A 23,856-nucleotide genomic window follows, 5' to 3' on the forward strand; every position below is an offset into this window, starting at 1 on the left:
ATCAAGGACGAAGGGTAAGTCAGTAAATGTCGACTTCTGTCAGCAAACGTCAGTATTAAACCTGCTTTGAAACTATTGCTTAAAAAACACTCAATTAGCCCCTATATTTCCCTGTTTCATACCCTGCTATTTTGGTAGAGTGGCTGCACTTTTTTATTTGGATGCTTTGGGAGCGAAACGCAAATACATGCGCTGGTTGTTTGCTCTGTTTATTGCGGTCTCTTGCTGGGTCGGTTCTGCTTCCGGCAGCTTGCTATCGCCCACATATCCCCCATCCTCCTTCGCCTTATCTGCACTTAACTGTCATGCTGTCAAAAGCACGTTTTCATCCTTAAACGGGCTTTCATCTTATCTATATTTACAGAAGAAAAGTCTGTATTCGCAATTTCGCCTATTGGGCGTACCAGCCAAAAAAATCGCTATAAAAAACCGGCTGGGTGCTATCAAATTTACTGGGTCGACCCATCCTTTATTTGCCAATAACACATGGCCCGCGCCACATCTGGCCATATTACGCAGTAGCAGAGCAGATGAAATCTACAAACCGACACGGCAATCACAGCCGCTGTTAAAGTACTCCAATTGGATTTTCCATGTATCACCACAGCAAAATCGTGTGGGTGGCTGGAAAGAGAGTAATATTCAATATAGCGGGATGCTTACCTACCATCATTTAGTTTGATAACTTTCTTGTTGGTGTCATAGTCAAAATCTCTTAACAAGAAGTCAGTTTATCTCTAGATATCAGTGAATTGGTTTTTTCTACGTGCCTTTTGGTACCTTTATCAAAACTATCAGATATCTTTATGATCGTGTTTATATCCATAACGATGCATACAACAAACAATGACGTTTTAGGAATACCAGATGGATATTATTAAAGAACTCTTACATGCTTTATGGGCACAAGACTACGAGACACTAGCGAACCCGTCTCTCATTTGGGCCATCTACATCCTGTTGTTTGTGATACTTTTTCTGGAAAATGGTTTGCTGCCGGCGGCCTTTTTACCAGGCGACAGCTTGCTGATTCTGGTGGGTGTCCTTATTGCAAAAGGTGCTCTGAGCTTCCCCGTGACACTTGTTGTCTTGACCACCGCAGCCAGTCTGGGTTGCTGGGTCAGTTATATTCAAGGGCGATGGCTCGGGAATACAAAAATTGTACAGGGGTGGCTCGCTCACCTACCCGCCCACTACCACCAGCGCGCCCATAACCTGTTCCACCGTCATGGGTTGTCTGCTCTACTCGTCGGCCGTTTCCTGGCATTTGTGCGCACCTTATTACCAACCATTGCCGGTCTTTCCGGTCTGAGTAATGCCCGTTTTCAATTCTTTAACTGGATGAGTGGCCTGCTTTGGGTATTGATCCTGACGACGATGGGCTTTGCCTTTGGCAAAACGCCGGTATTCTTGAAATACGAAGACGAAGTGATGTTCGTCCTGATGTTGTTACCTTTGGCACTCTTGGTGATTGGCCTGTTTGGTTCTTTATATGTGCTTTGGCGCAAAAAAAACGCGGCTCCTGCTAAAGATAGCAATGATAAAAACGAAGGTAAGCCAGAGTGATCACCATTAGGGGGCGTTTTGGCCGCCCGATTTGGCACTATCTTATCCTGCCAGTAACGGTTTTGTTGCTGGTAGCGCTGTTGTTTACGCCCATGATTATGCGCACAGAAAGTGCCTTGAAAATTCGGCCTAACCAGCAGGGGCTGTCATTGCCCGACGGTTTTTATCTCTATCAACATCTTGACCAGCGAGGGATTCGCATCAAAAGCATCACTCCTGAGAATAATAGCCTGGTGGTCAGCCTGGAATCTCCGGAACAACAAAAAGAAGCTATTGAGGCATTACAGAATATTTTGCCAACTGGTTTTGTGATTGTTTCAAGCGAATCCAAAAAACGTCAGCGTTTATTGCCTGCGTTCAGAAATACCCTACAAAACGTAGGGTAACCCGGCCGATGGGGGGTTCTCTCCCCGTCGTTATCGCTTTTTTTCACCCTTCCATTCCGCTGATATATGATAAATATATAAAAAATACCTGCGTAAACTTGGGTATCACATAATTCAGCGCTATGCTTAGTCATTCAAGACAACCCTTATTGGGGGGATTAGCGTTGTAGGTCAGCAGAAAATGGACTCATCCGTGAGCTTACGTGGTCAAGTAACTCGGTGAGTTTGTCGCGCTAACCACCCGCGGTTCAAAGGACATTTTTACCCCAAGTTAATATTGTATAAAAGGAAGCTATACTATGTTGTTACGTCATTTTCTCCTGTTGGTGTTACCCATGGCTGCGTTTTACAGTACCGCAGCCCAAACAAATGGCTGCGACATCAAAGCCCAAAACATTCAACAACAGATAAATTATGCTAAACAGCATGGCAATACACAGCGCGTTGCAGGACTGGAAACCGCATTGGAAAATGTGAAAAATAATTGTACAGTTGCTAGTCTGCAAGCTGATCGTGATGAGAGAATTCAAGACAAGCAACGCAAAGTCACTGAGCGCCAACAAGATTTAACTGCAGCTCAGGAAAAAGGCGATGCTGATAAAATTACCAAACAAAAGAAAAAGTTAGCTGAAGCCAATGCTGAGTTACAAGCAGCTCAAGCACCGCGCTAGCGATACCGAATTTAACTGCAGTTCAATGAAAGAATAGTAAATTATTTGGAATTTATTAGGATAATTAACCTATCAACTCCCAGAAAAATTTACTAAATTAGATACTCACCTCAGTTATGTTAAGGAGCTATTACATGCCACAAGATAAAACCTCTGAACATTTGCGTGCTGAACTTAAGTCACTTGCAGATACCTTAGAAGAAGTCCTGCAATCGTCGACCGATAAGCCGAAAGCTGAGTTAGATAAGCTGCGGGCTAAAGCGGAAAGTGCGTTGAAAGATACTCGTGAGCGTCTGAGTGAAACTGGCGATAGAATCGCTGCTCAAACCAAAGAAATTGCTGATAAAGCTGACACTTATGTCCATGACAATCCTTGGACTGGCGTTGGTATCGGTGCCGCTGTCGGCGTGGTGTTAGGCGTTCTGTTGTCTCGCCGCTGATTATGGCTGAACTTCCTCAAACTCAGGGCCCCGGTAAAGGGGTCCTCAATACTGTCCATCGCATCGCCACTATCGTGGTTGGCATGGTTGAAACCCGTGTTCGGCTCATTGCAATTGAACTGGAAGAAGAAAAGGCAACACTGATTCAGTTGCTGATGATGGCGGGGATTACCCTGTTGTTAGCTGCTTTCGGTTTAATGAGCCTGTTAGTATTGGTGCTATGGGCTATTGATCCGGCCTATCGTTTAATCGCGTTGGGGTCGACAACCGCAGTACTCTTAATCTTGGCGATAATTGGTGTTATCTGGACAATCACCAAAGCGCGCCACTCCACTCTGCTGGGTTCTACCCGTAAACAGTTGGAAACGGATCGCGAATTATTGGAGAAAAAGCCTTGAACCGCCGCCAATTAGCACAAGAAAAGGCCGCATTGATACAGGAGATCCAGCAACAACGTCTGGATCTCGCTCAGTGTGCCGCACAATGGGTCGAGGTTACCGCGCCTTATGATCGTGGCTGGGCAACCATGGTCAGTATGCGAAAATATTTGATGGTTGGCTCCAGTCTATTGGCACTATACGGGATTCGGCACCCGAGTAAGTTAGTTCGCTGGTCGCGTAGAGCTGTCAGTGTATGGGGGACTATCCGATTGTTTCGTAGTACTTTTTTCCTCCGTTAACCCCTCTCACAGCAACATCGACACACCATTATTATCTTTTGGTTGAATACACCAGAATATAATTTCTCCTGTTTTCAACCACTTCTCCCAATAAGTCGCCTGTTATCTTCTGTCCTTTCAGTTTTTTTGATGAAAAACGACAGTTTTACTTGCTAACAACTTTCCTACTTCTCAACTAACATTCTCTTATCAACTCAGGGAGTTTGCGGAAATCACCCGTAAATAACCACACACAGACATTACTGTCCGCAATTAACGCCAGCAGATGCCAGGCATTAATACAAAAAACTTTTTGGAGAAGTCATCAATGAACAAATTACAAGATACTGGCCTGTTGGTAGCACGCATTCTGATGCCAATTTTATTTATTGTTGCCGGTTACGGCAAAATGGGTGATGCCTATGCTGGCACCCAGCAATATATGCAAGCTATGGGTGTCCCTGGTTTCTTCCTGCCACTGACTATTTTGCTGGAGTTTGGTGGTGGTTTGGCTATTTTGTTTGGTTTCCTGACCCGCACCACTGCGCTGTTCACTGCCGGTTTCACTATTCTGACCGCTTTGATCTTCCACACGAATTTTGCGGAAGGCGTTAACCAACTGATGTTCATGAAAAACCTGACTATCGCTGGCGGTTTCATCGTACTGGCAGTTGCAGGCCCCGGTGGTTTCAGTATCGACCGTCTGCTGGGTAAAAAGTGGTAAGCCAGTTTTAAAGCCATAATAGATACCCAATAGAGTTCGAATTGCGGGTAGAAGGTAACTGAATAAGCCCAATTCATTGAGATAATTCAATGAATTGGGTGAATAACAGCGGCTAACAAAGCTGTAATCTAGAAAACAAAGGGGATTTTTGATGGGACAACTCGTTGAGGGTATCTGGAAAGATATCTGGTATGACACCAAATCTACCGGCGGCCATTTCAAACGCAGCACTTCACAGTTTCGCAACTGGGTCACTGCGGATGGGCAAGCAGGCCCACAGGGCAAAGCCGGTTTTAAAGCCGAAGCCCATCGTTACCATTTATATGTTTCTCTCGCCTGCCCTTGGGCGCACCGCACTTTACTCATGCGCACCCTGAAAGGTCTGGAATCACTTATCTCAGTTTCTGTCGTGCATCCACTGATGTTAGAAAATGGCTGGACATTCGGCCGTGATTTCCCGGCAGCCACTGGCGATGATCTCTATAACCTTGATTATCTTTACCAGCTCTATCTACGGGCAGACTCCAACTATAGTGGGCGCGTGACCGTGCCAGTACTATGGGATAAACAGCAGCAAACTGTTGTAAGCAATGAGTCAGCCGATATCATTCGAATGTTCAATAGTGCTTTTGATGGTGTAGGTGCCAAAACGGGTGATTATTATCCGGCAGCGCTACGCGGCGATATTGATGATATCAATGGGTGGATTTACGATCAGGTCAATAATGGCGTGTATAAAGCCGGTTTTGCAACCACACAAGTGGCTTATGACGAAGCCGCTAACACCTTATTCAGTGCATTAGATTCCTTGGAGCAGATACTGGGAAAACACCGTTATCTGACCGGTAACCAACTGACAGAAGCCGATTTGCGTTTATGGACAACACTCATTCGTTTTGATCCCGTATATGTCACGCATTTCAAATGTGATAAACACCGAATCAGCGATTACCTCAATTTGACGGGTTTCCTGCGCGATATTTACCAGATGCCCGGTATTGCCGAGACGGTGGATTTTGCCCATATCCGCAATCATTATTATCGTAGTCATGCCACCATAAATCCTTATGGCATTATCTCCATCGGCCCACAGCAAGATCTGCTGGAACCGCATGGCAGAGATATCCGCTTTGCTTAATTAGGATAGCTGTGACTCCCACATTAAGGCGCGGTAGCAGGTTACTTATTCATATTGGCAAATAGCTTAGGGATCTCACGCAGACACCAGGATTTGGCCTCACCCATGCTGTCACGCCGCCACGCCATAATGATATCGGCTTCACGGCTATATTCTGGCCCGACAACCCGTAAACGCCCGGCTTCAATGTCTTTTTCGACCATGTCATATGGCATGGTCGCCACACCTAAACCGGCTAATAACGCTCGCCGTTTATCCTCAATGGTGCTCACCGTCAATCGCTGCTGTTTATCCAGTAATTGCACCGTTAATACCGGGCGTTCACGAGCCGTATCAGCAACCGCGACACTGCGGTATTTCACCCGTGTCAGTTCGGAAAGTGGTTCAGGTTCCAGATGGATTGGGTGGTCTGGGCTGGCAACATAAATGCTGGTCACTTTGTACAATTTGCGGCTGTTAATCTCTGAAGATGCACGAAAATGCATATCCGGCGCAATGACAATATCAGCCCGCCCCTGTTCCAACCGCTCCCATGCGCCAGCCAATACCTCGGTAAAAATTGAAACTTGCGTATTGGCTTTCAATGCCAATTTATCAACCAGCGGGAACAGTTTCCACGCCGGAGAGAGCGCCTCACTGACGATGGTAATATGGGTTTCCCAGCCCCGAGCCAGTGCTTCGGCATCCGTGGTCAGTTTATCTGCCGCTTCCAGCAGCACCCGCCCGCGATCCAAAAGCATGCGGCCGACATTGGTAAACTTGGTGCGGTGACCGGAGCGATCGAACAGCATCACATCCAGCTCTTCTTCAAGTTTTTGCATGGTATAGCTCAATGCTGAGGGAACCCGCCCCAATTCATCGGCAGCCGCAGCAAAACTGCCACGGCGGTCAATTGCATCCATCACTCTTAATGCTTCTAACGTTAGCGCCCGATCTTTACTCATCATGTTCTCAATCAGGAAATTTGAATATAGCGACCAGATTAACTGGCTAACAATCTGGCGTCCAGACGCTTACCATTTGTTTACGAATTAATATCCACAAATTTTACCCAAAGGTCGTCATTGTCATGATCACATGCAGAACAGCAAAACAGTGCGGGCAAGCTGACTTTGGTTGGCTTCAGGCCCGATATACTTTCTCTTTCGGCCACTATTTTGATCCTAAATTATTAGGCTATGCCTCTTTGCGCGTATTGAATCAGGAAGTGCTGGCTCCCGGCGCATCCTTTCAGCCACGCACTTACCCACGGGTCGATATTCTTAATCTGATCTTACAAGGTGAAGTGGAATATCGTGACAGCTTGGGTAACCATGTGCGCGCTAACACCGGCGATGCCGTGTTATTTTCAACTCAATCTGGCGTCAGCTATAGCGAGCATAATCTTAGCCCAGACAACAGCTTAACCCGGATTCAGCTATGGCTTAATGCCTGTCCGGAGCAAGAAAGTTTGCCAGCACAGCGGCTCAAACTGCGCAGCCAATCTTTGCAGCTGTTGGCCTCCCCTGACGGCGAGCAAAACAGCCTGAAACTGCGCCAGCAAGTGTGGATTCATCATCTGGATTTGGCCGCTGGTGAGCAATATAAGCTAACTTTGCATGGCCCAAGAGCTTATCTGCAATCCATTCACGGCACTGTCACGGCAGAAGGCCCACAAGCCAATGAAGCTCAACGCCTGACCTGCGGTGACGGGGCATTTGTGCAAGAAGAGCAGCATTTAGTGATTACAGCAGAAACACCATTGCGGGCCGTGTTGATTGATTTACCGGCTTAATGATATTCAGGGAGTTTGTTTTACCTCCCTGATTTATAGGATTTTATCAGGCGGTTAATGACGCCATATCAATGACAAAACGGTACTTCACATCACTTTTTAACATGCGCTCGTACGCATGGTTAATATCCTGAATATTAATCATTTCTATGTCTGAAGCAATGCCATGTTTGGCGCAAAAATCCAGCATTTCCTGTGTTTCAGCAATACCACCAATACATGAACCCGCCACAGAACGCCGCGCCAAAATTAATGGCATGGTATTAATCATCGGGCTAAGATCCCCAAGATAACCGACAAACACCAAGGTGCCATTGACATTCAATGTCGGCATATAGGGATTGATATCATGGACATAAGGTACGGTATCGATAATTAGATCAAACTGCCCTTTCGTGGCCGCCATTTGCGCGTCATCGGTGGATAACACAATGTGATGGGCACCCAAGCGGCGGGCATCTGCTTCTTTACTTGGCGAACGGGTAAAAAGCGTTACCTCTGCCCCCAGCGCATTCGCCAGCTTCAAGGCCATATGACCCAGCCCACCCAGACCAACTACCGCAACTTTACTTCCTTTCCCTACTTGCCAATGACGCAGTGGTGACCAGGTAGTGATGCCGGCACACAGCAATGGCGCAGCCGCTTTCAAATCCAATCCCTTGGGAATTTTCAACACAAAATCTTGCGAAGCAACAATGGTTTGTGAGTAACCGCCATAGGTTGGCGTATGATCGTGGCGGTCGACACCATTGTAAGTTTGCACATTGCCTTCTTCACAATATTGCTCCAGACCTTGTTGGCACGGCTGACACTGGCGACAGGAATCCACCATGCAGCCAATTCCGGCAAAATCACCCACTTTAAATTTGGTGACATCTTTCCCAACCGCAGTGACGCGCCCAATAACTTCATGGCCCGGCACCAGCGGATAAGTGCTAAATCCCCAATCATTGCGGGCCTGATGCAAATCAGAATGGCAAACACCACAATAGAGCACCTCCATGACCACATCATCAGGCCGAGGGTCACGGCGGGTAAACTCAAGTGGCGCGAGGGGAACTTGTGCTGACTTGGCAGCATAACCGAGAACTTTCATTGTCATCTTGTCTCTCCGGTATAAGGAATTCACTAACGTTAAGCTGAATAAATCTCAGCGGTTAGAGTGAGTCTTAACGCGTTGCGCACAGAGCAATACCACAGGGTTGCCATCGAGAGATTCAGCGATAGCAATGTGTGTCATCGCGGTATCCGGTGTTGCACCGTGCCAGTGCTTCATTTTTCCGCCATTGCGGTAAAAGCCACCAGATGTCATAGGGACAAGGTAACTGTAGACGCTGGCCGCCATTTCATCGCGATTACTTACTGCCCTACCGACTACAGAGCACTTAGCCAACCTAAGCGCTAATAAGTTATTACGAGAGGGGGAATTGAGGCCACAACCAAAGGATTTGGGCGGATATGGGTGCCGGAAGACACCCTAAGCACTGCAATGACTCATGCCAGCTTGGTTAGAATTTTGGCCTAAGAAAAATTAAAAATGGGCGCGAATCTCCTGGGTTAGGATGTCTGAATTATTCAGTTCACCGCCCGCACTCGCAAAGTGGCACTCATACCAGCTGACAGGCGCAGGTCATCTGGAGTGGAGGCCGAATCAATGCGCACCCGCACTGGAATACGTTGAGCCAGACGAATCCAATTAAAGGTGGGCTGCACATCTGCCAGCAGGTTATCGGCTTTCGGACTGGCGGCATCGGCAATACCATTAGAAATGCTTTCGACCATACCTTTTAGCTGCACGCCACCGGCCATCAAACGAATATCTACTGCATCACCGACATGAATTTTCGGCAGTTTAGTTTCCTCGAAATAACCGTAAATCCAGAAAGTCCCAGTCGTGACCAGCGCGATCCGCGCCTGTCCTGCATCGGCATAATCCCCCACCCGCACATCAAGATTGGTGACAGTCGAGTTTAAGGGCGCTCGCACCACAGTCCGCTCCAACTCGAGTTGGGCATGAGCCAGCGCGACCTCAGCTTGGCGTACCGAGGCAATAGCTTGTTGCTGACTCGCATTAGCAGATTGTTGTGCCGCTTGCGCCTGTTGTAAGTTGGCTTGAGCCGCACTCGCTGAGGAGTGCGCATCATCACGATCCTCGCCAGAAATAACATCACCCAAGGCGGCACGGCGTTTTGCATGGGCCTGGCGCATCGCCAATTCGGTCTGGCTGGCCTTCGTCCCTGCTGCGGCCGCAGAGATATCTGCTCCCGCAGCAGCCGCTCCCGCCCGTGCGGATTGCAGGTCAGCTTCGGCTTGCTCTAACGCCAAGCGGTAGCGCTCGGGATCAATAATAAATAACACATCACCGGCGTTAACCTGTTGATTATCCTGCACCATCACAGTGGTCACCCGGCCAGAAATATCCGGTGCCACTCGGGTGACTTCTGCCCGCACGCGCGCATCACTGGTCCAGGGGGAAAGCATATAGTGATTCCAAGCCATCCAAGCCACGAAGGCCGCCAACAGCACAATTAAGGCCGTGGTACTAAGACGGATCAGATTTGGGGTTCTCATGGTAATTCTCATTAAAATAGGATTAATGCGGTAAGGCTGTAGATCAAAATGAACAGCGCGACCCGGATCAAGGAAGGGTGAATAGCTCGGCGATACAAGCCCATGCGGGCCAACCCCAGATCCAATAGCCAGAACAGGGGCAGCATCAATATAATCAGTGCCAATGGGCCTGGCACATAGATACCGCCGAAAGATAATTCATGTGGCATTACTCAACACCTCGGGCGAGTTGGGGCTTGGCGCTGCGCGCTAATACCGAGTCGCCATCATCAAGGGCGCTGGCTAACTGGAGCAATAATTGGCGCAAAGGTGTATTCACAGGATTACCCGCTGGTACTTGCTCAAGGCACTCATCCAATTGTTGCCGTGCTTGATGCCAGACTCTGGGCGCAGGAGAGCCATACAAACTGCCCAAAGTATGAATAACCTGAGTGACTGAGTGCTGAACTGCTCGAGGGAAATTGCCAAATCGGATTGATTTACGCAGGTCAATGATGGTTTGCCCCGTTTCGTGCACCAGTAAAGTCCACTCTTGCATCCGGCGGGCAGGAAGGCTGCCGGGGCGAGTCATATTATTGACTTGCAACATAATATCTCTATTACGGCTTTCGAACTTTTCTGCCAATCCGCGCAGGGGTAAGCGGGCAGCTTGGCGAACTTGCCACCGCATTAATCTCATCATCCGGCGCAACTGGCCACGGCTCCCGGTCACACTCGGCACCACCAGGAAACTCAATAGCGCGATTATCACCCCGACCGAGATAGCAACCGCCTCATTGAGATAGCGCTGTGCATCAATAGTGGGGGCCAATGGGATCATCAATGCCACCATGAACCCCATATTCAGCGCCATACCAAATGGGGCTAATGCCGGGCGCGTTCCTATGTACAAGATGATTATCATGAAGGGCAATGTGCCAAGAACCAACAGGGGAAAAGTGTTCAATAGCGGCAACAAGCTATAGCAAGCCAGCCCTAATACCGGGGCGGCAAGATGGCCCAGCGCGACCAAGCGAGTGACAGCCACCGGATTCGGCACTGCTGAAAGCATAGATAGCAATGCCACAATACCAAACAGTGCGGTGCCACCATTGCTCCAACCACTCATCATCCACAACAGGCCGATGGCGAACATCACCCCGCCTGCACGCAACATGGTCAGTAGCACAGACATCGGATCAGTGGCGCGCATAAAGGGAGCGACCTGGCGCTCCTGGCGTTGCAACCGGTGAGGGCTATCAACATCAAGACTGCAACGCAGTGCCAGATACGTCAGAAAGTCACTGACAAAACGCAGCAACAGGCTCACTCCCATCTCGTAATTCTCTTGCGCGGCATCCGGCAAAGATGCCCCCGCAGTTTTCAGCTCATGTTCCAACTTCCCGCGCCAGCACTGTAATGCCTGCTGTAAATCAGGCAAATGAGCACGTAGCTCAGCATCGGAAAGTTTCTCTCCCAAGGGCAATAAATGCGAGGTTAATACATTGGCGGTCGGTGAGTTATTTCCGCGTTGCAAGCGCATGACAAAATGATGTAATGAGTGAAAACGGGAAACGGCAGTCATAAAGCGCTGGTTAAGTTGAGTCAGTGCGCTGCTACTGGCTCGGATGGACGGATCATCAAAAATGGCAACGCTACGTAAATCTTCGTAGCTAACAGCCCCTCGCACCAATGCTTGCTGGGATGCTTCTATCGCACTGTGATCTTGTAAACCATTACGGCAACTGTTGCACACCAAATCAAGAAATTGCTCACAGTTATCGGTGGCAGCTTTGCGTAATGGATCCCGCAGGCGCGTAGGAAGCACGATATCGAAAACACAGCTAGCAATAATCAAGCCCAAACCTACTTCAACCAACCGCCAGATGGCAGTGTCGAATACCCCAGCAGGGTTATTAACCGAGGGCAAAACAATCATGGCGACGGTGTAGCCGCCAAGCACAAAGCTGTAAGCTCGCATATTGCGGTTAAGCAATGCGCCAGCAGCCATACCGCCAGACCACAATGCCATCACCAGTAGCAATAACAGCGGTTGCTGCGGAAATAATCCCACCATAACCACACCAGCAATACAGCCAATCAGGGTCCCCATACCACGATAGAATGCTTTCGCCAGCACCATACCCGTTTGGGGATTCATCACAATCAGCACAGTAATCATGGCGGTAGCTGGCGACGGCATTTCCAGCCGCATGGCTATCCAGCAACTCAGATATAAGGCCAACAAAGCTTTGGCAATAAATAACCAGACTTGTTTTTCACCTTGCATCGCCTCAAGCCAATGTTGGTAACCACCACCTACCTTCATCTGTGCAGCCATGCTGACAGATGCAATATTCACAAGGTTTTACCTTCCACACTACCAATCACTTTGCTCAGCAACTGCTGCAACTGGCCACATTCGCTCTCATCCAACTCAGCTAAAAAGCCCTGTAATTGCGTTGAAATGGCAGGCAAAACCCGAACAATTAATTCTTCACCTGCAGGAGTCAGACAAACCGACAAACGGCGGCGATCTTCAGCATCGGCAACACGAACCACCAACCCTTTGTCGATCAACTGGTCAACAAGGCGCGTGATATTAGCGGCTTTTTCACTGGTGGCCTCGGCCAGTTCGCTCGGCCCCAAACCATGCTCGCTACTATCAATAATGATCAGCACGTTATATTCAGGATGAGTTAGCCCATATTCACGTAACAGTGCATTTGCATTGTCATTGAACAGCTTATGCAGGAGTTTGACCAAGCGAACGACTCCAGCTTGGTCACGGGGGAAATCATGACGCCGGCGTTGGTTTGCTGCCAGGCGCGATTCAATTGCCAGCACACTGGCTGAGGTAGGTTGATTATCTTTCATTTATGTATATTACATTAATGTAATAAAAAATCAAAAAAGATATCTTTTGCTGTGGGCCAGGTTTTAGACCGGCTTTTAGGTGGAGTTCAGTAATGGGTATGAGTAAAGCCACTCAGGAAATGTTAAAAAACAACAACAATTGACAATGATAATCATTCATACTTACAATCGCCGTCATGCGCGATTTAAAATATAAAAATATATTCATTACAATAACCACACTGATAAGTTTTATTGTTGTTTGGCAACTGGTGAGTTTATCAGGAAGATTTAGTATCTATATCTTACCCAAACCCATTACAGTTGTAGAAACAGCTTATGAATTACTGGTATCAGGTGAACTCATTCGGCATTTGCTAATTAGCCTGGAACGTATCTTCTGGGGATACTTACTTGCCATTATTATTTCATCAATCTTAACATTGCTACTTTGTTCGAGTAGTTTGATTAAAAGCATTATTGACCCCCCATTGAATTTTTTAAGGCAAATTCCGCCTCTAGCCCTGTTACCACTGCTGCTTGCTTGGGTCGGCATTGGAGAAGAGCAAAAAATAGCCGTTATTATTTTGGGGTGTTTATTCCCAATTTTATTTAATTTTATTGGTGGTGTAGAACAAGTTGATAAAAAACTTATTGATGTGGCTAAAGTATTAAACCTCAATAAATCACAAATATTTTACCGTATTTATTTACCTTCAGCCCTGCCCTCTATCTTAATAGGGCTAAGAGTCGGCTTAGGTTTTAGTTGGCGATCGCTTGTTGGTGCGGAATTAATTGCTAGCAGTGCAGGGCTGGGCTATATGATGCTTGATGCTGAATCTTTGGCCAGAACGGATATTATTTTGGTTGGCGTGTTAGTCATAGGTTGTATGGGTATGTTTACCGACTACCTATTATCTAAGCTAATCAATAAATTGTCACCTTGGCATGCTCAAGAAAAATGAAAAAGCAGCGACTATGATTATTCAAAACTTATCTATTCATTACCCTGGAAATCAAGGCACTATCAAGGCGTTAGAAGATATAACCTTATCTGTTGAGAAAGGGACATTTTTGACAATTATCGGTAAGAGTGGCTGTGGGAAAAGCACACTGTTACAGGCTATTGCTAATTTATGTAAAATAGATATTGGCCAAATCACTCATGCAAATAATAAAATCCCGAGTATTGGTTTTATTTTCCAAGAGCCACGTCTCATGCCTTGGTTGACGGTAAAAGAAAACATTTCTTTTGGTTTACAGCACTTAAAAAAGAAAAATCCGGAAATAATAAAAAGAAGAATTGATGACATATTACAATTAGTCAAATTAGAAAAATGTGATTATATGTATCCAAACCAGTTGTCCGGCGGAATGAAACAACGGGTATCTATTGCCCGTACCTTGGTTACTCAACCTGACCTTTTATTATTAGATGAACCTTTTTCAGCACTTGATGCCTTTACTAAAAGAACATTACAAAATGAACTACTTTCTTGGTGGGAAAATACCCACAGCAGCGTCATTTTTGTCACCCATGATATAGAAGAAGCTATATTACTCGGGCAAAGAGTGATAGTCATGGACGATGGGAGAATCACTGAAGATTTACTTATTGATTTAAAATATCCTCGAGAGATAGATCAAGACGAAGTTGTCAAAATGCGCCGTTATCTTACCGATAAACTTATGCCTCATTAACAAGAGAAATTTTTACTATGCAACATTTTATAAAGTCTATTTTACTGGTAGTCGCATTGATTACTCAAATGCCAGCATTTGCTAATGACGCTGACACATTAAATATCACATATGTGACAGCACCTTTTAATATGCCATCCATTATTATGCGCGAAAAAGGCTTTTTAGATAATGAAATGGCAGTTTACAACAAAAAAGTGAATAACTCGGTTATCACTTCTGGAGCAAAACAGACCCAAGCAATGGCCGCCGGTAAAATTGATATTGCTAGTGTTCTTGGCTCTTCATCCGCAATTTTAGCAAAAGCTAATGGGGCTCCAATTGAAATTATTGCTGCATTCTCTCGTGGACCAAAAGCTTATACCCTGATGACTATGGATAAGAATATTAAAAGTATTAGTGACCTAAAAGGCAAGAAAGTCGCAGGGCCAAAAGGGACGGTACTGAATCAATTATTAGTCGCGGCACTGAAAAGCCAAGGGCTTACTCTTAATGATATTGAATATATCAATATGGATATTCCTGCGGCGAGTGCTGCATTACTATCAGGTAAGGTCGATGCCGCCACTCTTGCAGGGGCCCATGTCATCGATGCTGAAAAATCAGGGGCGGTATTACTTGCTGATGGTAAAGGGTTAATTAGCCCAACAACAGTTATCGCTGCACGTTCCGATTGGGTTAAAAATAATCCAGAACTAGTAAAAGCCTATTTTTCTGCCCATTTGAAAGCTATTGATTTTATCAAGCAACATCCAGATGAAGCATTGGAAATTACAGCTAAAGAACAAAAAATAAGCTTAGACGATGCTAAAAAACAATTTTCATTGTATGACTTCAATCCTGTGCTGACCTCTGTAGACATTAAAAACTTAAACGAAGATCAAGATTTCATGATTGAAAATGGCATGCTGCAAGATACTAAACGCATTGATATTGCAAAAGATTTAATTTCCACGTCAGTGTATAAATAACGAACGGAAAAATAAAATCATGAAATTTTCAATTTTAGATCCTGTGATAATTGAACCTAATTCAACATCAGCAAAAGCACTACAAAGCTCTATTGATTTAGCTAAATATGTTGAATCTCTTGATTTTGCTCGTTATTGGATTGTCGAGCATCATGGTGTGCATTATGAAGCAACACCCTCACCCGAGATTCTTGCATCAGCTATTTTGAATCAAACCAAAAAAATTAACGTTGGGGTGGGTGGCTTTTTACTTAACAATTACAGCCCTTATAAAGTTGCTGAGATAATCAAAAGCTTAAATGCACTTTATCCCGACCGAGTTGATTTTGGTATTGGGCAATCGTCATCAGGTCAATTACAAGACTTTGCTCTACAAGCGAATCGGGTATCTGAAACTAATTATAATCACGACCAGGCAATGGATGAATTAATCCACTGGTTAGCTAATGATTTTGAAACTGATAATCCTTTTTCAACCATCCCAATAATGCGAGATGAGTCTAGCTATGACAATATTTGGGCACTGGTAGTGTCGGAATATAGTGCTAAAAGAGCGGCAAGTCTTGGGATTAAGTTGGCATGCAGTGCTTTCCATCAACCAGAAAAGGCGGTGAATAGTATTGCGGCTTATCGTCAAAACTATCAACACACGATGAAATATTGCGCAACCAGCAAACCAACAGACTTACTCGCTATTCGGTTGATTGTTGCAGACACTCAAGAAGAAGCAGAAAAAATGGCGATGCCGATGCGCCATCTATTCCATCAAAGAAGAAACCTTAATATTATGCCTCTTACTATGCCGACAATAGATGAGGCAATTGCTGATGCAGGGGGAATATGGCCGGCAGAAACTTCACCTTGGCCAATGTATGTCATTGGTGATAAAGAGCAGGTATATGCAAAACTGAGTAATATGATAGAACAAACAGGCGTTAATGAAATCATGTTACAAGACGTTTTACCCACATTCGATATGCGCAAAAAAATGTATGCTGATGTGGCCGAATTGGCGCATAAATTACGCTAAGCGGAAGAAAACATCGGGGTAGCGAAGTTTATAACTAAAATAACAGCAATTGATTCATTTACCGCCCTATGACACAAAACAAAAACCCCGCCTCAGCGGGGTTTTTATTGCATGAGTGAAAGTGACCGGTAAGGCTGTAAGTATCCCTGCAAAAAGAACCAGCCAAATTAAATGCCGCTTCCCGCTGCATTTACACGTAAATAATATGATGCTACTGACACTCTCGGAAAGTTTAGAAATGCCCCAATCATGGGGTTGGGAAAACACAACAACAGCTAGCTGCGTGAGGGGTTAAATAGTAAAGTTTAAGACCATTGCGGCTTTTTTTATTTATTGTTATTTTCCTTTATCCTATATATCCAATTCATATTGCTTTTTATGGTGTGCTTATCCCTGCGGGTAAATCTGTATTGTAATGAAGTATCAACAAACTCTTTATGTAAGTGTTTTAACTACGTTAAATAGTCTAAATCTCCCCCATGCGAAAGTGTATGAGAATTGCACTTTTTAAATGATATTGCCAGATTAATGTCAAAGACATTCTGCTAACCTTTCTGGAGATTTTATTTTACACACTTACGTACAACACATTGTAATAACACAAATTTTTAAGATTTATCGGTTCTACCACAAGGCCCAGATGCAATCGACTTGTAGGCTCAGGTAATTTCCTATTGAAACTTCCTACAGAAGTCAGGGCGGCGTCTCATTTCATATGTGTCTAATATAAAATATTATCTCCAGTCTTAGTTAGTTGAAAAGGTACTGTTGCAAACATAGGGTAATAATAAGCTAGAGCTCCGTTTCAGTTAAAAGACTAGTCAGAAATCCATTCGTACAGAAACGGACGATAAGTATATTGTTCCAAATAAAACGATAATACCGTCAGTACGATTCACCTTATTATAAAAACCCTTTTTGTTGAAAAAACAGGAAAATACTGGCCTACAAGTTAAATATCTGAATAACGTGATTGCATGTGACCACTATGAACTGAAGGTAAATTACGTTATCAGCCTCTAAAGCCTTTCAGGAAAAAAACATTTTTCCTGTCGGTTATTTAAATATATTTTTAGAGCGAACATTAAATATAATGCTTACATTCAGAACATTAAAATCAAATAACATCACACTATCACTATTATTAGTCAGTTTAAGTTCGTCGGCTTTAGCAGAAACGTGGAATGGCTCAGTCTCTGATGATTGGTTTGAGGGTAATAACTGGTCGCCAAATACAATACCCAACTCCACTACCTCGGCAATAATTAATAATGGACAGGTAAACCTTAGCAATGGCGCATCCATTATTAATCAGCTTCAATTGGCCCCTGCTTCAAATAATAATGCTCAATTAACCATTTCAGATAATGGTCATCTAACGATGGTCGGCACTAATGTTATTGCTGTCGGTGGTGCAAATGGAAGTAATGGCAGTGGTAAAATAGTTGTGACTGGCGACAATGCATCGTTAACCATGGCTAATACATCTCTTTATGTTGGACTATACGGCTACGGTGAGTTGCAGATTATCGACGGCGGTAAAATGTATATGCAAAATGCCAGCCGGGGATTAGTTTTAGCTGACCATCTCAGCGCCACCGGTATTGCTGAAGTCGACGGCCAGGGCTCATTGATCGATATAGCCGGTAATCTTACCGTCGGTGGTGATGGCAAAGGCTATCTGAATATTACCAATGGGGGCACAGTAAATACCCATGGCTCATATAATAATTACAGTTTACTGATTGGCGGATATAACGGTGATAACCGCGGCGGTGGAGTAGTGGTGGTCGATGGCATTGGCTCGACCTTGAATATTACTGGTGATGTTTATATTGGTAATACGGCATCAGGTAAGATGTCCGTATCTAACGGCGCTAAAGTTAATGTACTGAGTACCGCATCTTCTTATCTGGCTGACCAGCAAAACGATGTAGAAAATAGTGTGCTGGTGACCGGGCAAGGTTCTGAATGGAATGCAGGTAAAAATCTATTTATTGGCCGGAGCAACGCTAGCGGAGCATTAACCATTAATGACGGCGGTAGAGTTTCTGTCGGTCAGGCGATCGGTGTGGGCTATGGCGATGATAATGCTAGCCTGGCAAGTACCGGCATCAACGTTATTAATATTGGTGGCACTGAAAGCAGTGCGCCTCATGCCGCAGGCTATCTTGATGCTCCGGCTATTCAGCTGTTCACCGCGGATAATAGTATTCTTAACCTGAATCACACAGATAATACCGGCGACTATATTTTAGCTGCGGTAATTGACGGCAATGGCACAATTAACCAGTTGGCAGGCACTACCACATTAACCGGTGCTAGTAGTGACTTTGCCGGTAAAACTCAGATTTCTGGTGGTCGTCTGATTGTGAATAACGCATTAGGTGGCCAGGTTAATATTGCCGAGTTAGGTATGTTGGGTGGTAGCGGTGTAATTAATGGCAATGTTGAAAATGCCGGATTAATCGCTCCGGGCATTTTATCATCATCGAATGTTGATTCTCCTACTCGATTCGGCTCCGGATTTAATACATTAACTGTTAATGGTGATTATGTTAGTAACAACGGTAAGTTAGTGCTCAACAGTCATCTGTACGATGATAACTCCCCCACAGATAAATTGGTGATTAACGGAAATACGAGCGGCAATACACATGTCTGGGTGGATAACCTCGGCGGTAGTGGTGCACCAACACTGAACGGTATTGAACTTATCCAAGTGAACGGATTGTCTGACGGTGAGTTTGTCAAAAGTGGTCGCATCGTGGCTGGGGCCTATGATTACTCACTGGCCCGTGGGATAGGCAGCAATGCCACCAACTGGTATTTGACCAGCTTTAGCAATGAGCTGGTTGATCCTGAAAATCCCGTCAACCTGGGTGAAGAAATGAAACGCCCGGAGGCGGGAAGCTATACAGCGAATCTGGCGGCAGCTAGCAATATGTTTGTCACCCGCCTGCACGATCGTTTAGGGGAAACTCAATATATTGATGCCCTGACCGGCGAGCAGAAAGTGACTAGCATGTGGTTACGTAATGAAGGTGGACATAATCGCTCACGTGATACCAGTGGGCAGTTGAAAACCCAAAGCAACCGCTATGTGATGCAATTAGGTGGCGACATCGCGCAGTGGAGCAATAATGACCTGAACCGTTTACATTTAGGTGTCATGGCCGGTTACGGTAACAGCAAGAGTAAGACGCGCTCGAAATCCAGCTACCAGTCAGATGGCTCTGTTGATGGTTACACTGTCGGTATGTACAGCACCTGGTATGCCAACGATGAAGACAAGTCCGGATGGTATGTCGACGGTTGGGCGCAATACGGCTGGTTCAACAACACCGTTGCAGGTCAGGATTTAGCAAGTGAAGAGTACAAATCTAAGGGTGTGACCACCTCGGTTGAGAGTGGCTATACCTTTAAAGTGGGTGAAAATACCGCTAAGAATGCCAGCTACCTTATCCAACCTAAAATGCAGATGACCTGGATGGGAGTGAAAGCCGATGAGCATACAGAAGCCAACGGCACCCATGTCTCTGGTAAAGGTGATGGCAATATTCAAACTCGTCTCGGAGTGAAAGCCTTTATGAACGGCTACGCCGACCAGGATAAAGGTAAAGACCGCGTATTCCAGCCCTTTGTGGAAGCCAACTGGGTTCACAACACCAAAGATTTTGGTACCACGATGGACGGCATAGTCGTGAAGCAGGACGGTGCTGCCAATATTGGTGAGTTGAAGTTAGGTGTTGAAGGCCAGTTGAACAAAAAGGTGAATGTCTGGGGTAATGTCGGTCAGCAACTGGGGAATAAAGGCTACAGCGATACCGCAGTGATGTTAGGGGTTAAATATAATTTCTAATGCTGACTAACAATCACAAATAAACAGACTGGGTAATTACGCCCGGTCGGGCTGTTGGCGAAGTCGATTGTAAGGAAGAAAACAAAAGTTGGTGTATCCCATCATGTATCCCACTTAACGTGAAATGCAGACGGGACACACCAACTCATTGTTTTTAAAGAGGAGTGGAGTTGACCGGTAAGCCGGGTTCTGTCGTGGACAGTCATTCCTCTAGGCCAGCAATCACTCACTGGCTCAAGCAGCCTACCCGGGTTCAGTACGGGCCGTACCATGTGAACCCCTATTTGGCCTTGCTCCGGGTGGAGTTTACCATGCCACGGACTGTTGCCAGCCGCGCGGTGCGCTCTTACCGCACCCTTTCACCCTTACCTGATCCCACTTACGCGGGCCATCGGCGGTTTGCTCTCTGTTGCACTTGTCGTAGGCTTGCGCCTCCCAGGCGTTACCTGGCACCCTGCCCTATGGAGCCCGGACTTTCCTCCCCTTCACCTGTCTCCCCCGAAAGGGACGGCAGCGAAGCGGCGACTGTCTAGTCAACTCCGCGGCGGATTATAGACACATTCCGGTTAAATGTCATCTTCCGGTCGCACTTGAGCACCCTCTTGCTGTTCAAGTGCATATTTATAGAGCGCATTCTTTTTAACACTATGAATTTCTGCGGCCAATGCCGCGGCTTTTTTCAGGGGCAATTCTTTTTGTAGCAGCGCTAAAGTACGCAGTGCCGCAGCAGGTAATGCATCATCGGCTTGCACTTTGTGCCCTTCGACAATCAAGACCATTTCACCACGGCGGCGGGTTTCTACTTCCTGAACCCAAGCCAGTAACTCGCCAACTGGCGCGCCGTGGATAGACTCCCAAGTTTTGGTTAACTCTCTGGCCAGTACCACATAGCGTTGTGGGCCAAGTACGGTTACCATGTCTTGTAAACTTTCCAACAAGCGATGCGTTGATTCGTAGAAGATCAGTGTCCGAGGTTCCTCAATCAGCGCTTGCAGAGTATCCTTACGACCTTTGGTTTTCGCAGGCAGGAAGCCTTCGTAGCAAAAACGATCTGAGGCAATACCGGCGGCAGAAAGTGCGGTAATCGCCGCGCACGCGCCCGGCAATGGCACAACTCTGATGCCAGCTTCACGGCAGCGGCGCACTAAATGGTAGCCCGGATCGTTAATAAGTGGCGTACCTGCATCTGAAACCAGAGCTATACTCTGACCTTCTTGCAGTTTTGCCAACAAATGATCGGCTTTTTGTTGTTCGTTATGGTCATGAAGTGCAAATAGGCGGGCGTTGATCGCGAAATGCTGTAACAGCAAGCCTGTATGACGTGTATCTTCTGCCGCAATCAAATCAACGCTTTTCAGTACCTCTAGCGCCCGGTGGGTGATATCCCCTAAATTACCGATTGGGGTGGGTACCACATAAAGCGTAGATGCAGAAATCACTGCTCGATCTGGTTGATTCATTGTTTCATCCGAATTACCGATTTAATATTGAGCATCTTGAAAAAAACATCACTGGATACAGTATGCTTTCCTCAACATTCGTTCGTTCCAAAGCAGGGCTTGTCCCTGTTGTTCTGGCTGCGTTGATACTGGCAGCCTGTTCAGGCAAAGCACCACAAACGCCGCCACCCGTAAATATACAGGACGAAGCAAGCGCTAACTCTGACTATTATCTGCAACAGTTGCAACAGAGCAGTGATGATAACAAGGCTGACTGGCAATTACTTGCCATTCGTGCCCTGTTACGTGAAGGGAAAGCCCCTCAGGCCGCAGAACAGCTTGGTACCTTGCCAGCAGAGCTGAATGATGCACAGCGCCAAGAACAACAATTATTGACCGCAGAACTGTTGGTTGCACAGAAAAACAACCCTGCCGCGGCCGATATTCTTAGTAAGCTCGATGCAACCAAGCTCTCTGCAAATCAGCAGGTGCGTTTCTATCAGGCACAGATTGCGGCCAGTCAGGGTAAAGCAACGTTGCCACTGATTCGCGCATTTATTGCCCAAGAGCCGTTACTGAAAGACAAAGCACATCAAGATAATATTGATGGCACCTGGCAAGCACTGGCACAGCTAACACCACAAGAATTGAATAATATTGTGATTAATGCAGACGAAAATGTGCTGCAAGGCTGGTTAGATTTGCTGCATGTGTATCAGGACAGCAAACAAGACCCTGACCTGCTGAAGGCCGGTATTAAAGATTGGCAAAACCGTTATCCACAAAATCCGGCGGCCAAAAACCTGCCAACGGCATTGACTCAGATAAGCAACTTCAGCCAGGCCTCTACCGCGAAAATTGCGCTATTGCTGCCATTGAGTGGCCCGGCACAGGTCTTTGCTGATGCTATTCAACAAGGTTTTATTGCTGCGCAAAATGGCCTGCCGGTTACCGCCCCAGCCCCGGTAACACCTGATGCAACTGCAACCACGGCGGCCGATGGCACCACCGCCCCAGCGACGGATGTAGCCCCGGTTGCCACACCTGCGCCAGTGGCAGCGCCTGTCGCCACCAGCAATGCACAGGTAAAAGTCTATGACACCAGCACCCAACCGGTTGCTGCTTTGCTAGCCCAAGCTCAGCAAGATGGCGCAACATTGGTTGTCGGCCCGCTGTTGAAGCCCGATGTTGAGCAACTGAGTGCCAGCCCCAGCACCTTGAATATTCTGGCGCTGAATCAGCCAGAGGTCAGTACCAACAGCCCGAATATCTGTTACTTCGCGCTGTCGCCGGAAGATGAAGCCCGCGATGCGGCGCATCATCTGTGGAGCCAGGAAAAAAGAATGCCATTGTTGCTGACTCCTCGTGGTGCTTTTGGCGAGCGCATCGCCAAAGCTTTTGCCGAAGAGTGGCAAAAACAAGGTGGGCAAACAGTATTGCAGCAGAACTTCGGCTCCACTGCGGAATTGAAACAAGCCATCAACAGTGGTGCAGGCATTCGCCTGACAGGTCAGCCCGTGGCAGTTTCGAATGCACTGGCTGCGGCACCTGAATCTGTCACTATTGCTGGCCTGACAATTCCTGCCCCTCCGGTGGACGCACCCGTCGTATCAACTGCTGCCGGTGGTAACATTGATGCGGTGTATATCATTGCAACACCCGCTGAGCTGACACTGATTAAACCAATGATTGATATGGCCACCAGCTCACGTAGCAAACCGGCGCTATTCGCCAGCTCACGTAGCTATCAGGCGGGCGCTGGCCCAGATTACCGTCTGGAAATGGAAGGTGTTCAGTTTAGTGATATCCCATTGATGGCAGGGGCCAATCCCGCGTTGATGCAACAAGCCGCAGCCAAATATGCCAACGACTATTCGCTGGTGCGTTTGTACGCAATGGGAATTGATGCTTGGACATTATCCAATCATTTTGCTGAAATGCGCCAAATCCCTGGTTTCCAGGTAAGCGGCACTACCGGTGAATTAACCGCATCAGCTGATTGTGTTATCACTCGTAAATTACCTTGGTTACAATATCGCCAAGGAATGGTTGTTCCAGCGGCATAATACAGCGACACTGACAAAGTTGAT

The 23,856-nt window shown here is 46.4% G+C and carries 23 protein-coding genes, 1 other RNA gene and 1 pseudogene; 16 read left to right on the forward strand and 9 right to left on the reverse strand.

The window, feature by feature from the left end:
- Positions 1-187: 187 nt before the first annotated feature.
- From YROHD0001_RS20735 to YROHD0001_RS08085, 9 genes are all read left to right on the forward strand, one after another.
- Positions 188-682 carry a hypothetical protein gene (locus YROHD0001_RS20735; protein ID WP_032816988.1) on the forward strand — a complete coding sequence of 165 codons (495 nt, stop codon included), beginning with the start codon at positions 188-190 and terminating at the stop codon, positions 680-682.
- A gap of 185 nt (positions 683-867) precedes the next feature.
- Positions 868-1,566, forward strand: a complete 699-nt coding sequence (locus YROHD0001_RS08115; RefSeq protein ID WP_004714882.1) for a DedA family protein — start codon at positions 868-870, stop codon at positions 1,564-1,566.
- A complete protein-coding gene (gene mzrA, locus YROHD0001_RS08110) occupies positions 1,563-1,952 on the forward strand; it encodes an EnvZ/OmpR regulon moderator MzrA (RefSeq protein WP_032816989.1) in 390 nt (129 codons plus the stop codon). The genes YROHD0001_RS08115 and mzrA overlap by 4 nt, the downstream gene beginning before the upstream one ends.
- 299 nt (positions 1,953-2,251) lie before the next feature.
- Positions 2,252-2,623, forward strand: coding sequence for a DUF1090 domain-containing protein (locus YROHD0001_RS08105; RefSeq protein ID WP_032816990.1), 372 nt, complete (start codon positions 2,252-2,254; stop codon positions 2,621-2,623).
- 134 nt (positions 2,624-2,757) lie between these two features.
- Positions 2,758-3,063, forward strand: a complete 306-nt coding sequence (locus YROHD0001_RS08100) for an ElaB/YgaM/YqjD family protein (RefSeq protein ID WP_004714885.1) — start codon at positions 2,758-2,760, stop codon at positions 3,061-3,063.
- A 2-nt stretch (positions 3,064-3,065) separates the two neighbouring features.
- Positions 3,066-3,461: a phage holin family protein gene (locus tag YROHD0001_RS08095; RefSeq protein ID WP_004714886.1), complete on the forward strand. Its 396-nt coding sequence runs from the start codon at positions 3,066-3,068 to the stop codon at positions 3,459-3,461.
- Entirely contained in the window at positions 3,458-3,742 is a 285-nt protein-coding gene (locus YROHD0001_RS0117940) for a YqjK-like family protein (RefSeq protein WP_032816992.1), read from the forward strand. Before YROHD0001_RS08095 ends, YROHD0001_RS0117940 begins: the two co-directional genes overlap by 4 nt.
- Before the next feature lie 307 nt (positions 3,743-4,049).
- Positions 4,050-4,445, forward strand: coding sequence for a DoxX family protein (locus YROHD0001_RS08090; RefSeq protein WP_004714887.1), 396 nt, complete (start codon positions 4,050-4,052; stop codon positions 4,443-4,445).
- 151 nt (positions 4,446-4,596) lie between these two features.
- Complete coding sequence (locus YROHD0001_RS08085) at positions 4,597-5,583, forward strand: glutathione S-transferase family protein (RefSeq protein ID WP_004714888.1); 987 nt, start codon at positions 4,597-4,599, stop codon at positions 5,581-5,583.
- Between the two features lie 41 nt (positions 5,584-5,624).
- Here YROHD0001_RS08085 and YROHD0001_RS08080 read toward each other — a convergent pair whose 3' ends face one another.
- Positions 5,625-6,527: a LysR family transcriptional regulator gene (locus YROHD0001_RS08080; RefSeq protein ID WP_032816993.1), complete on the reverse strand. Its 903-nt coding sequence runs from the start codon at positions 6,525-6,527 to the stop codon at positions 5,625-5,627.
- Positions 6,528-6,652: 125 nt separating this feature from the next.
- Between YROHD0001_RS08080 and YROHD0001_RS08075 the strand changes: the two genes are divergently transcribed.
- Positions 6,653-7,357 (forward strand): pirin family protein, encoded by a 705-nt coding sequence (locus tag YROHD0001_RS08075; protein ID WP_004714890.1) that lies wholly within the window; start codon positions 6,653-6,655, stop codon positions 7,355-7,357.
- 46 nt (positions 7,358-7,403) lie between these two features.
- Here YROHD0001_RS08075 and YROHD0001_RS08070 read toward each other — a convergent pair whose 3' ends face one another.
- The 6 genes and pseudogenes from YROHD0001_RS08070 to YROHD0001_RS08050 all read right to left on the reverse strand — a co-directional run bounded on the left by YROHD0001_RS08070 (position 7,404) and on the right by YROHD0001_RS08050 (position 12,784).
- Positions 7,404-8,459 carry an NAD(P)-dependent alcohol dehydrogenase gene (locus tag YROHD0001_RS08070; protein WP_032816994.1) on the reverse strand — a complete coding sequence of 352 codons (1,056 nt, stop codon included), beginning with the start codon at positions 8,457-8,459 and terminating at the stop codon, positions 7,404-7,406.
- A 48-nt stretch (positions 8,460-8,507) separates the two neighbouring features.
- Positions 8,508-8,633: pseudogene (locus YROHD0001_RS20825) on the reverse strand (hypothetical protein); the annotation flags it as partial.
- A 299-nt stretch (positions 8,634-8,932) separates the two neighbouring features.
- Complete coding sequence (locus tag YROHD0001_RS08060; RefSeq protein ID WP_032816996.1) at positions 8,933-9,928, reverse strand: HlyD family secretion protein; 996 nt, start codon at positions 9,926-9,928, stop codon at positions 8,933-8,935.
- Positions 9,929-9,939: 11 nt separating this feature from the next.
- On the reverse strand, positions 9,940-10,137 hold the full coding sequence (locus tag YROHD0001_RS0117945) for a DUF1656 domain-containing protein (RefSeq protein WP_032816997.1): 198 nt from the start codon (positions 10,135-10,137) through the stop codon (positions 9,940-9,942).
- Positions 10,137-12,269 carry an FUSC family protein gene (locus YROHD0001_RS08055; protein WP_050413249.1) on the reverse strand — a complete coding sequence of 711 codons (2,133 nt, stop codon included), beginning with the start codon at positions 12,267-12,269 and terminating at the stop codon, positions 10,137-10,139. The genes YROHD0001_RS0117945 and YROHD0001_RS08055 overlap by 1 nt, the downstream gene beginning before the upstream one ends.
- Positions 12,266-12,784, reverse strand: coding sequence for a MarR family winged helix-turn-helix transcriptional regulator (locus YROHD0001_RS08050; protein WP_004714895.1), 519 nt, complete (start codon positions 12,782-12,784; stop codon positions 12,266-12,268). Before YROHD0001_RS08050 ends, YROHD0001_RS08055 begins: the two co-directional genes overlap by 4 nt.
- A 176-nt stretch (positions 12,785-12,960) precedes the next feature.
- Between YROHD0001_RS08050 and YROHD0001_RS08045 the strand changes: the two genes are divergently transcribed.
- From YROHD0001_RS08045 to YROHD0001_RS08020, 5 genes are all read left to right on the forward strand, one after another.
- Positions 12,961-13,728 (forward strand): ABC transporter permease, encoded by a 768-nt coding sequence (locus YROHD0001_RS08045; protein WP_004714896.1) that lies wholly within the window; start codon positions 12,961-12,963, stop codon positions 13,726-13,728.
- Positions 13,729-13,741: 13 nt separating this feature from the next.
- A complete protein-coding gene (locus YROHD0001_RS08040; RefSeq protein ID WP_004714897.1) occupies positions 13,742-14,464 on the forward strand; it encodes an ABC transporter ATP-binding protein in 723 nt (240 codons plus the stop codon).
- A 17-nt stretch (positions 14,465-14,481) separates the two neighbouring features.
- On the forward strand, positions 14,482-15,435 hold the full coding sequence (locus YROHD0001_RS08035) for an ABC transporter substrate-binding protein (RefSeq protein ID WP_004714898.1): 954 nt from the start codon (positions 14,482-14,484) through the stop codon (positions 15,433-15,435).
- A 19-nt stretch (positions 15,436-15,454) separates the two neighbouring features.
- Positions 15,455-16,465, forward strand: a complete 1,011-nt coding sequence (locus YROHD0001_RS08030) for an MsnO8 family LLM class oxidoreductase (RefSeq protein WP_032817000.1) — start codon at positions 15,455-15,457, stop codon at positions 16,463-16,465.
- A gap of 1,093 nt (positions 16,466-17,558) precedes the next feature.
- The gene (locus YROHD0001_RS08020; protein WP_081452051.1) at positions 17,559-20,327 is read left to right on the forward strand and encodes an autotransporter outer membrane beta-barrel domain-containing protein; all 2,769 of its coding nucleotides are present in this window, start codon (positions 17,559-17,561) and stop codon (positions 20,325-20,327) included.
- 162 nt (positions 20,328-20,489) lie between these two features.
- On the opposite strand, the gene rnpB is transcribed toward YROHD0001_RS08020, so the two are convergent.
- Both rnpB and rsmI read right to left on the reverse strand, forming a co-directional pair.
- Positions 20,490-20,868: RNase P RNA component class A (gene rnpB, locus YROHD0001_RS19460), an RNA gene on the reverse strand.
- A 25-nt stretch (positions 20,869-20,893) separates the two neighbouring features.
- Complete coding sequence (gene rsmI, locus YROHD0001_RS08015) at positions 20,894-21,787, reverse strand: 16S rRNA (cytidine(1402)-2'-O)-methyltransferase (RefSeq protein ID WP_032817001.1); 894 nt, start codon at positions 21,785-21,787, stop codon at positions 20,894-20,896.
- A 62-nt stretch (positions 21,788-21,849) separates the two neighbouring features.
- Here rsmI and YROHD0001_RS08010 point away from each other — a divergent pair, with 62 nt between their 5' ends.
- Complete coding sequence (locus YROHD0001_RS08010; protein ID WP_032817036.1) at positions 21,850-23,832, forward strand: penicillin-binding protein activator; 1,983 nt, start codon at positions 21,850-21,852, stop codon at positions 23,830-23,832.
- Positions 23,833-23,856 lie beyond the last annotated feature (24 nt).

The sequence above is a fragment of the Yersinia rohdei ATCC 43380 genome (assembly GCF_000173775.1).
Lineage (GTDB): Bacteria > Pseudomonadota > Gammaproteobacteria > Enterobacterales > Enterobacteriaceae > Yersinia > Yersinia rohdei.

Bases quoted from the DNA above. Each gene is read 5' to 3' on its own strand.
- YROHD0001_RS20735 (WP_032816988.1), top strand. From the start codon at position 188: ATGCGCTGGTTGTTTGCTCTGTTTATTGCGGTCTCTTGCTGGGTCGGT.
- YROHD0001_RS08030 (WP_032817000.1), top strand. From the start codon at position 15,455: ATGAAATTTTCAATTTTAGATCCTGTGATAATTGAACCTAATTCAACA.
- YROHD0001_RS0117945 (WP_032816997.1), bottom strand. From the start codon at position 10,137: ATGCCACATGAATTATCTTTCGGCGGTATCTATGTGCCAGGCCCATTG.
- YROHD0001_RS08105 (WP_032816990.1), top strand. From the start codon at position 2,252: ATGTTGTTACGTCATTTTCTCCTGTTGGTGTTACCCATGGCTGCGTTT.
- YROHD0001_RS08070 (WP_032816994.1), bottom strand. From the start codon at position 8,459: ATGACAATGAAAGTTCTCGGTTATGCTGCCAAGTCAGCACAAGTTCCC.
- rsmI (WP_032817001.1), bottom strand. From the start codon at position 21,787: ATGAATCAACCAGATCGAGCAGTGATTTCTGCATCTACGCTTTATGTG.
- YROHD0001_RS08050 (WP_004714895.1), bottom strand. From the start codon at position 12,784: ATGAAAGATAATCAACCTACCTCAGCCAGTGTGCTGGCAATTGAATCG.
- YROHD0001_RS08060 (WP_032816996.1), bottom strand. From the start codon at position 9,928: ATGAGAACCCCAAATCTGATCCGTCTTAGTACCACGGCCTTAATTGTG.
- YROHD0001_RS08095 (WP_004714886.1), top strand. From the start codon at position 3,066: ATGGCTGAACTTCCTCAAACTCAGGGCCCCGGTAAAGGGGTCCTCAAT.
- YROHD0001_RS08040 (WP_004714897.1), top strand. From the start codon at position 13,742: ATGATTATTCAAAACTTATCTATTCATTACCCTGGAAATCAAGGCACT.
- YROHD0001_RS08080 (WP_032816993.1), bottom strand. From the start codon at position 6,527: ATGAGTAAAGATCGGGCGCTAACGTTAGAAGCATTAAGAGTGATGGAT.
- YROHD0001_RS08020 (WP_081452051.1), top strand. From the start codon at position 17,559: ATGCTTACATTCAGAACATTAAAATCAAATAACATCACACTATCACTA.
- YROHD0001_RS08115 (WP_004714882.1), top strand. From the start codon at position 868: ATGGATATTATTAAAGAACTCTTACATGCTTTATGGGCACAAGACTAC.
- YROHD0001_RS08075 (WP_004714890.1), top strand. From the start codon at position 6,653: ATGATCACATGCAGAACAGCAAAACAGTGCGGGCAAGCTGACTTTGGT.
- YROHD0001_RS08090 (WP_004714887.1), top strand. From the start codon at position 4,050: ATGAACAAATTACAAGATACTGGCCTGTTGGTAGCACGCATTCTGATG.
- YROHD0001_RS08100 (WP_004714885.1), top strand. From the start codon at position 2,758: ATGCCACAAGATAAAACCTCTGAACATTTGCGTGCTGAACTTAAGTCA.
- YROHD0001_RS08045 (WP_004714896.1), top strand. From the start codon at position 12,961: ATGCGCGATTTAAAATATAAAAATATATTCATTACAATAACCACACTG.
- YROHD0001_RS08035 (WP_004714898.1), top strand. From the start codon at position 14,482: ATGCAACATTTTATAAAGTCTATTTTACTGGTAGTCGCATTGATTACT.
- YROHD0001_RS08010 (WP_032817036.1), top strand. From the start codon at position 21,850: ATGCTTTCCTCAACATTCGTTCGTTCCAAAGCAGGGCTTGTCCCTGTT.
- YROHD0001_RS08085 (WP_004714888.1), top strand. From the start codon at position 4,597: ATGGGACAACTCGTTGAGGGTATCTGGAAAGATATCTGGTATGACACC.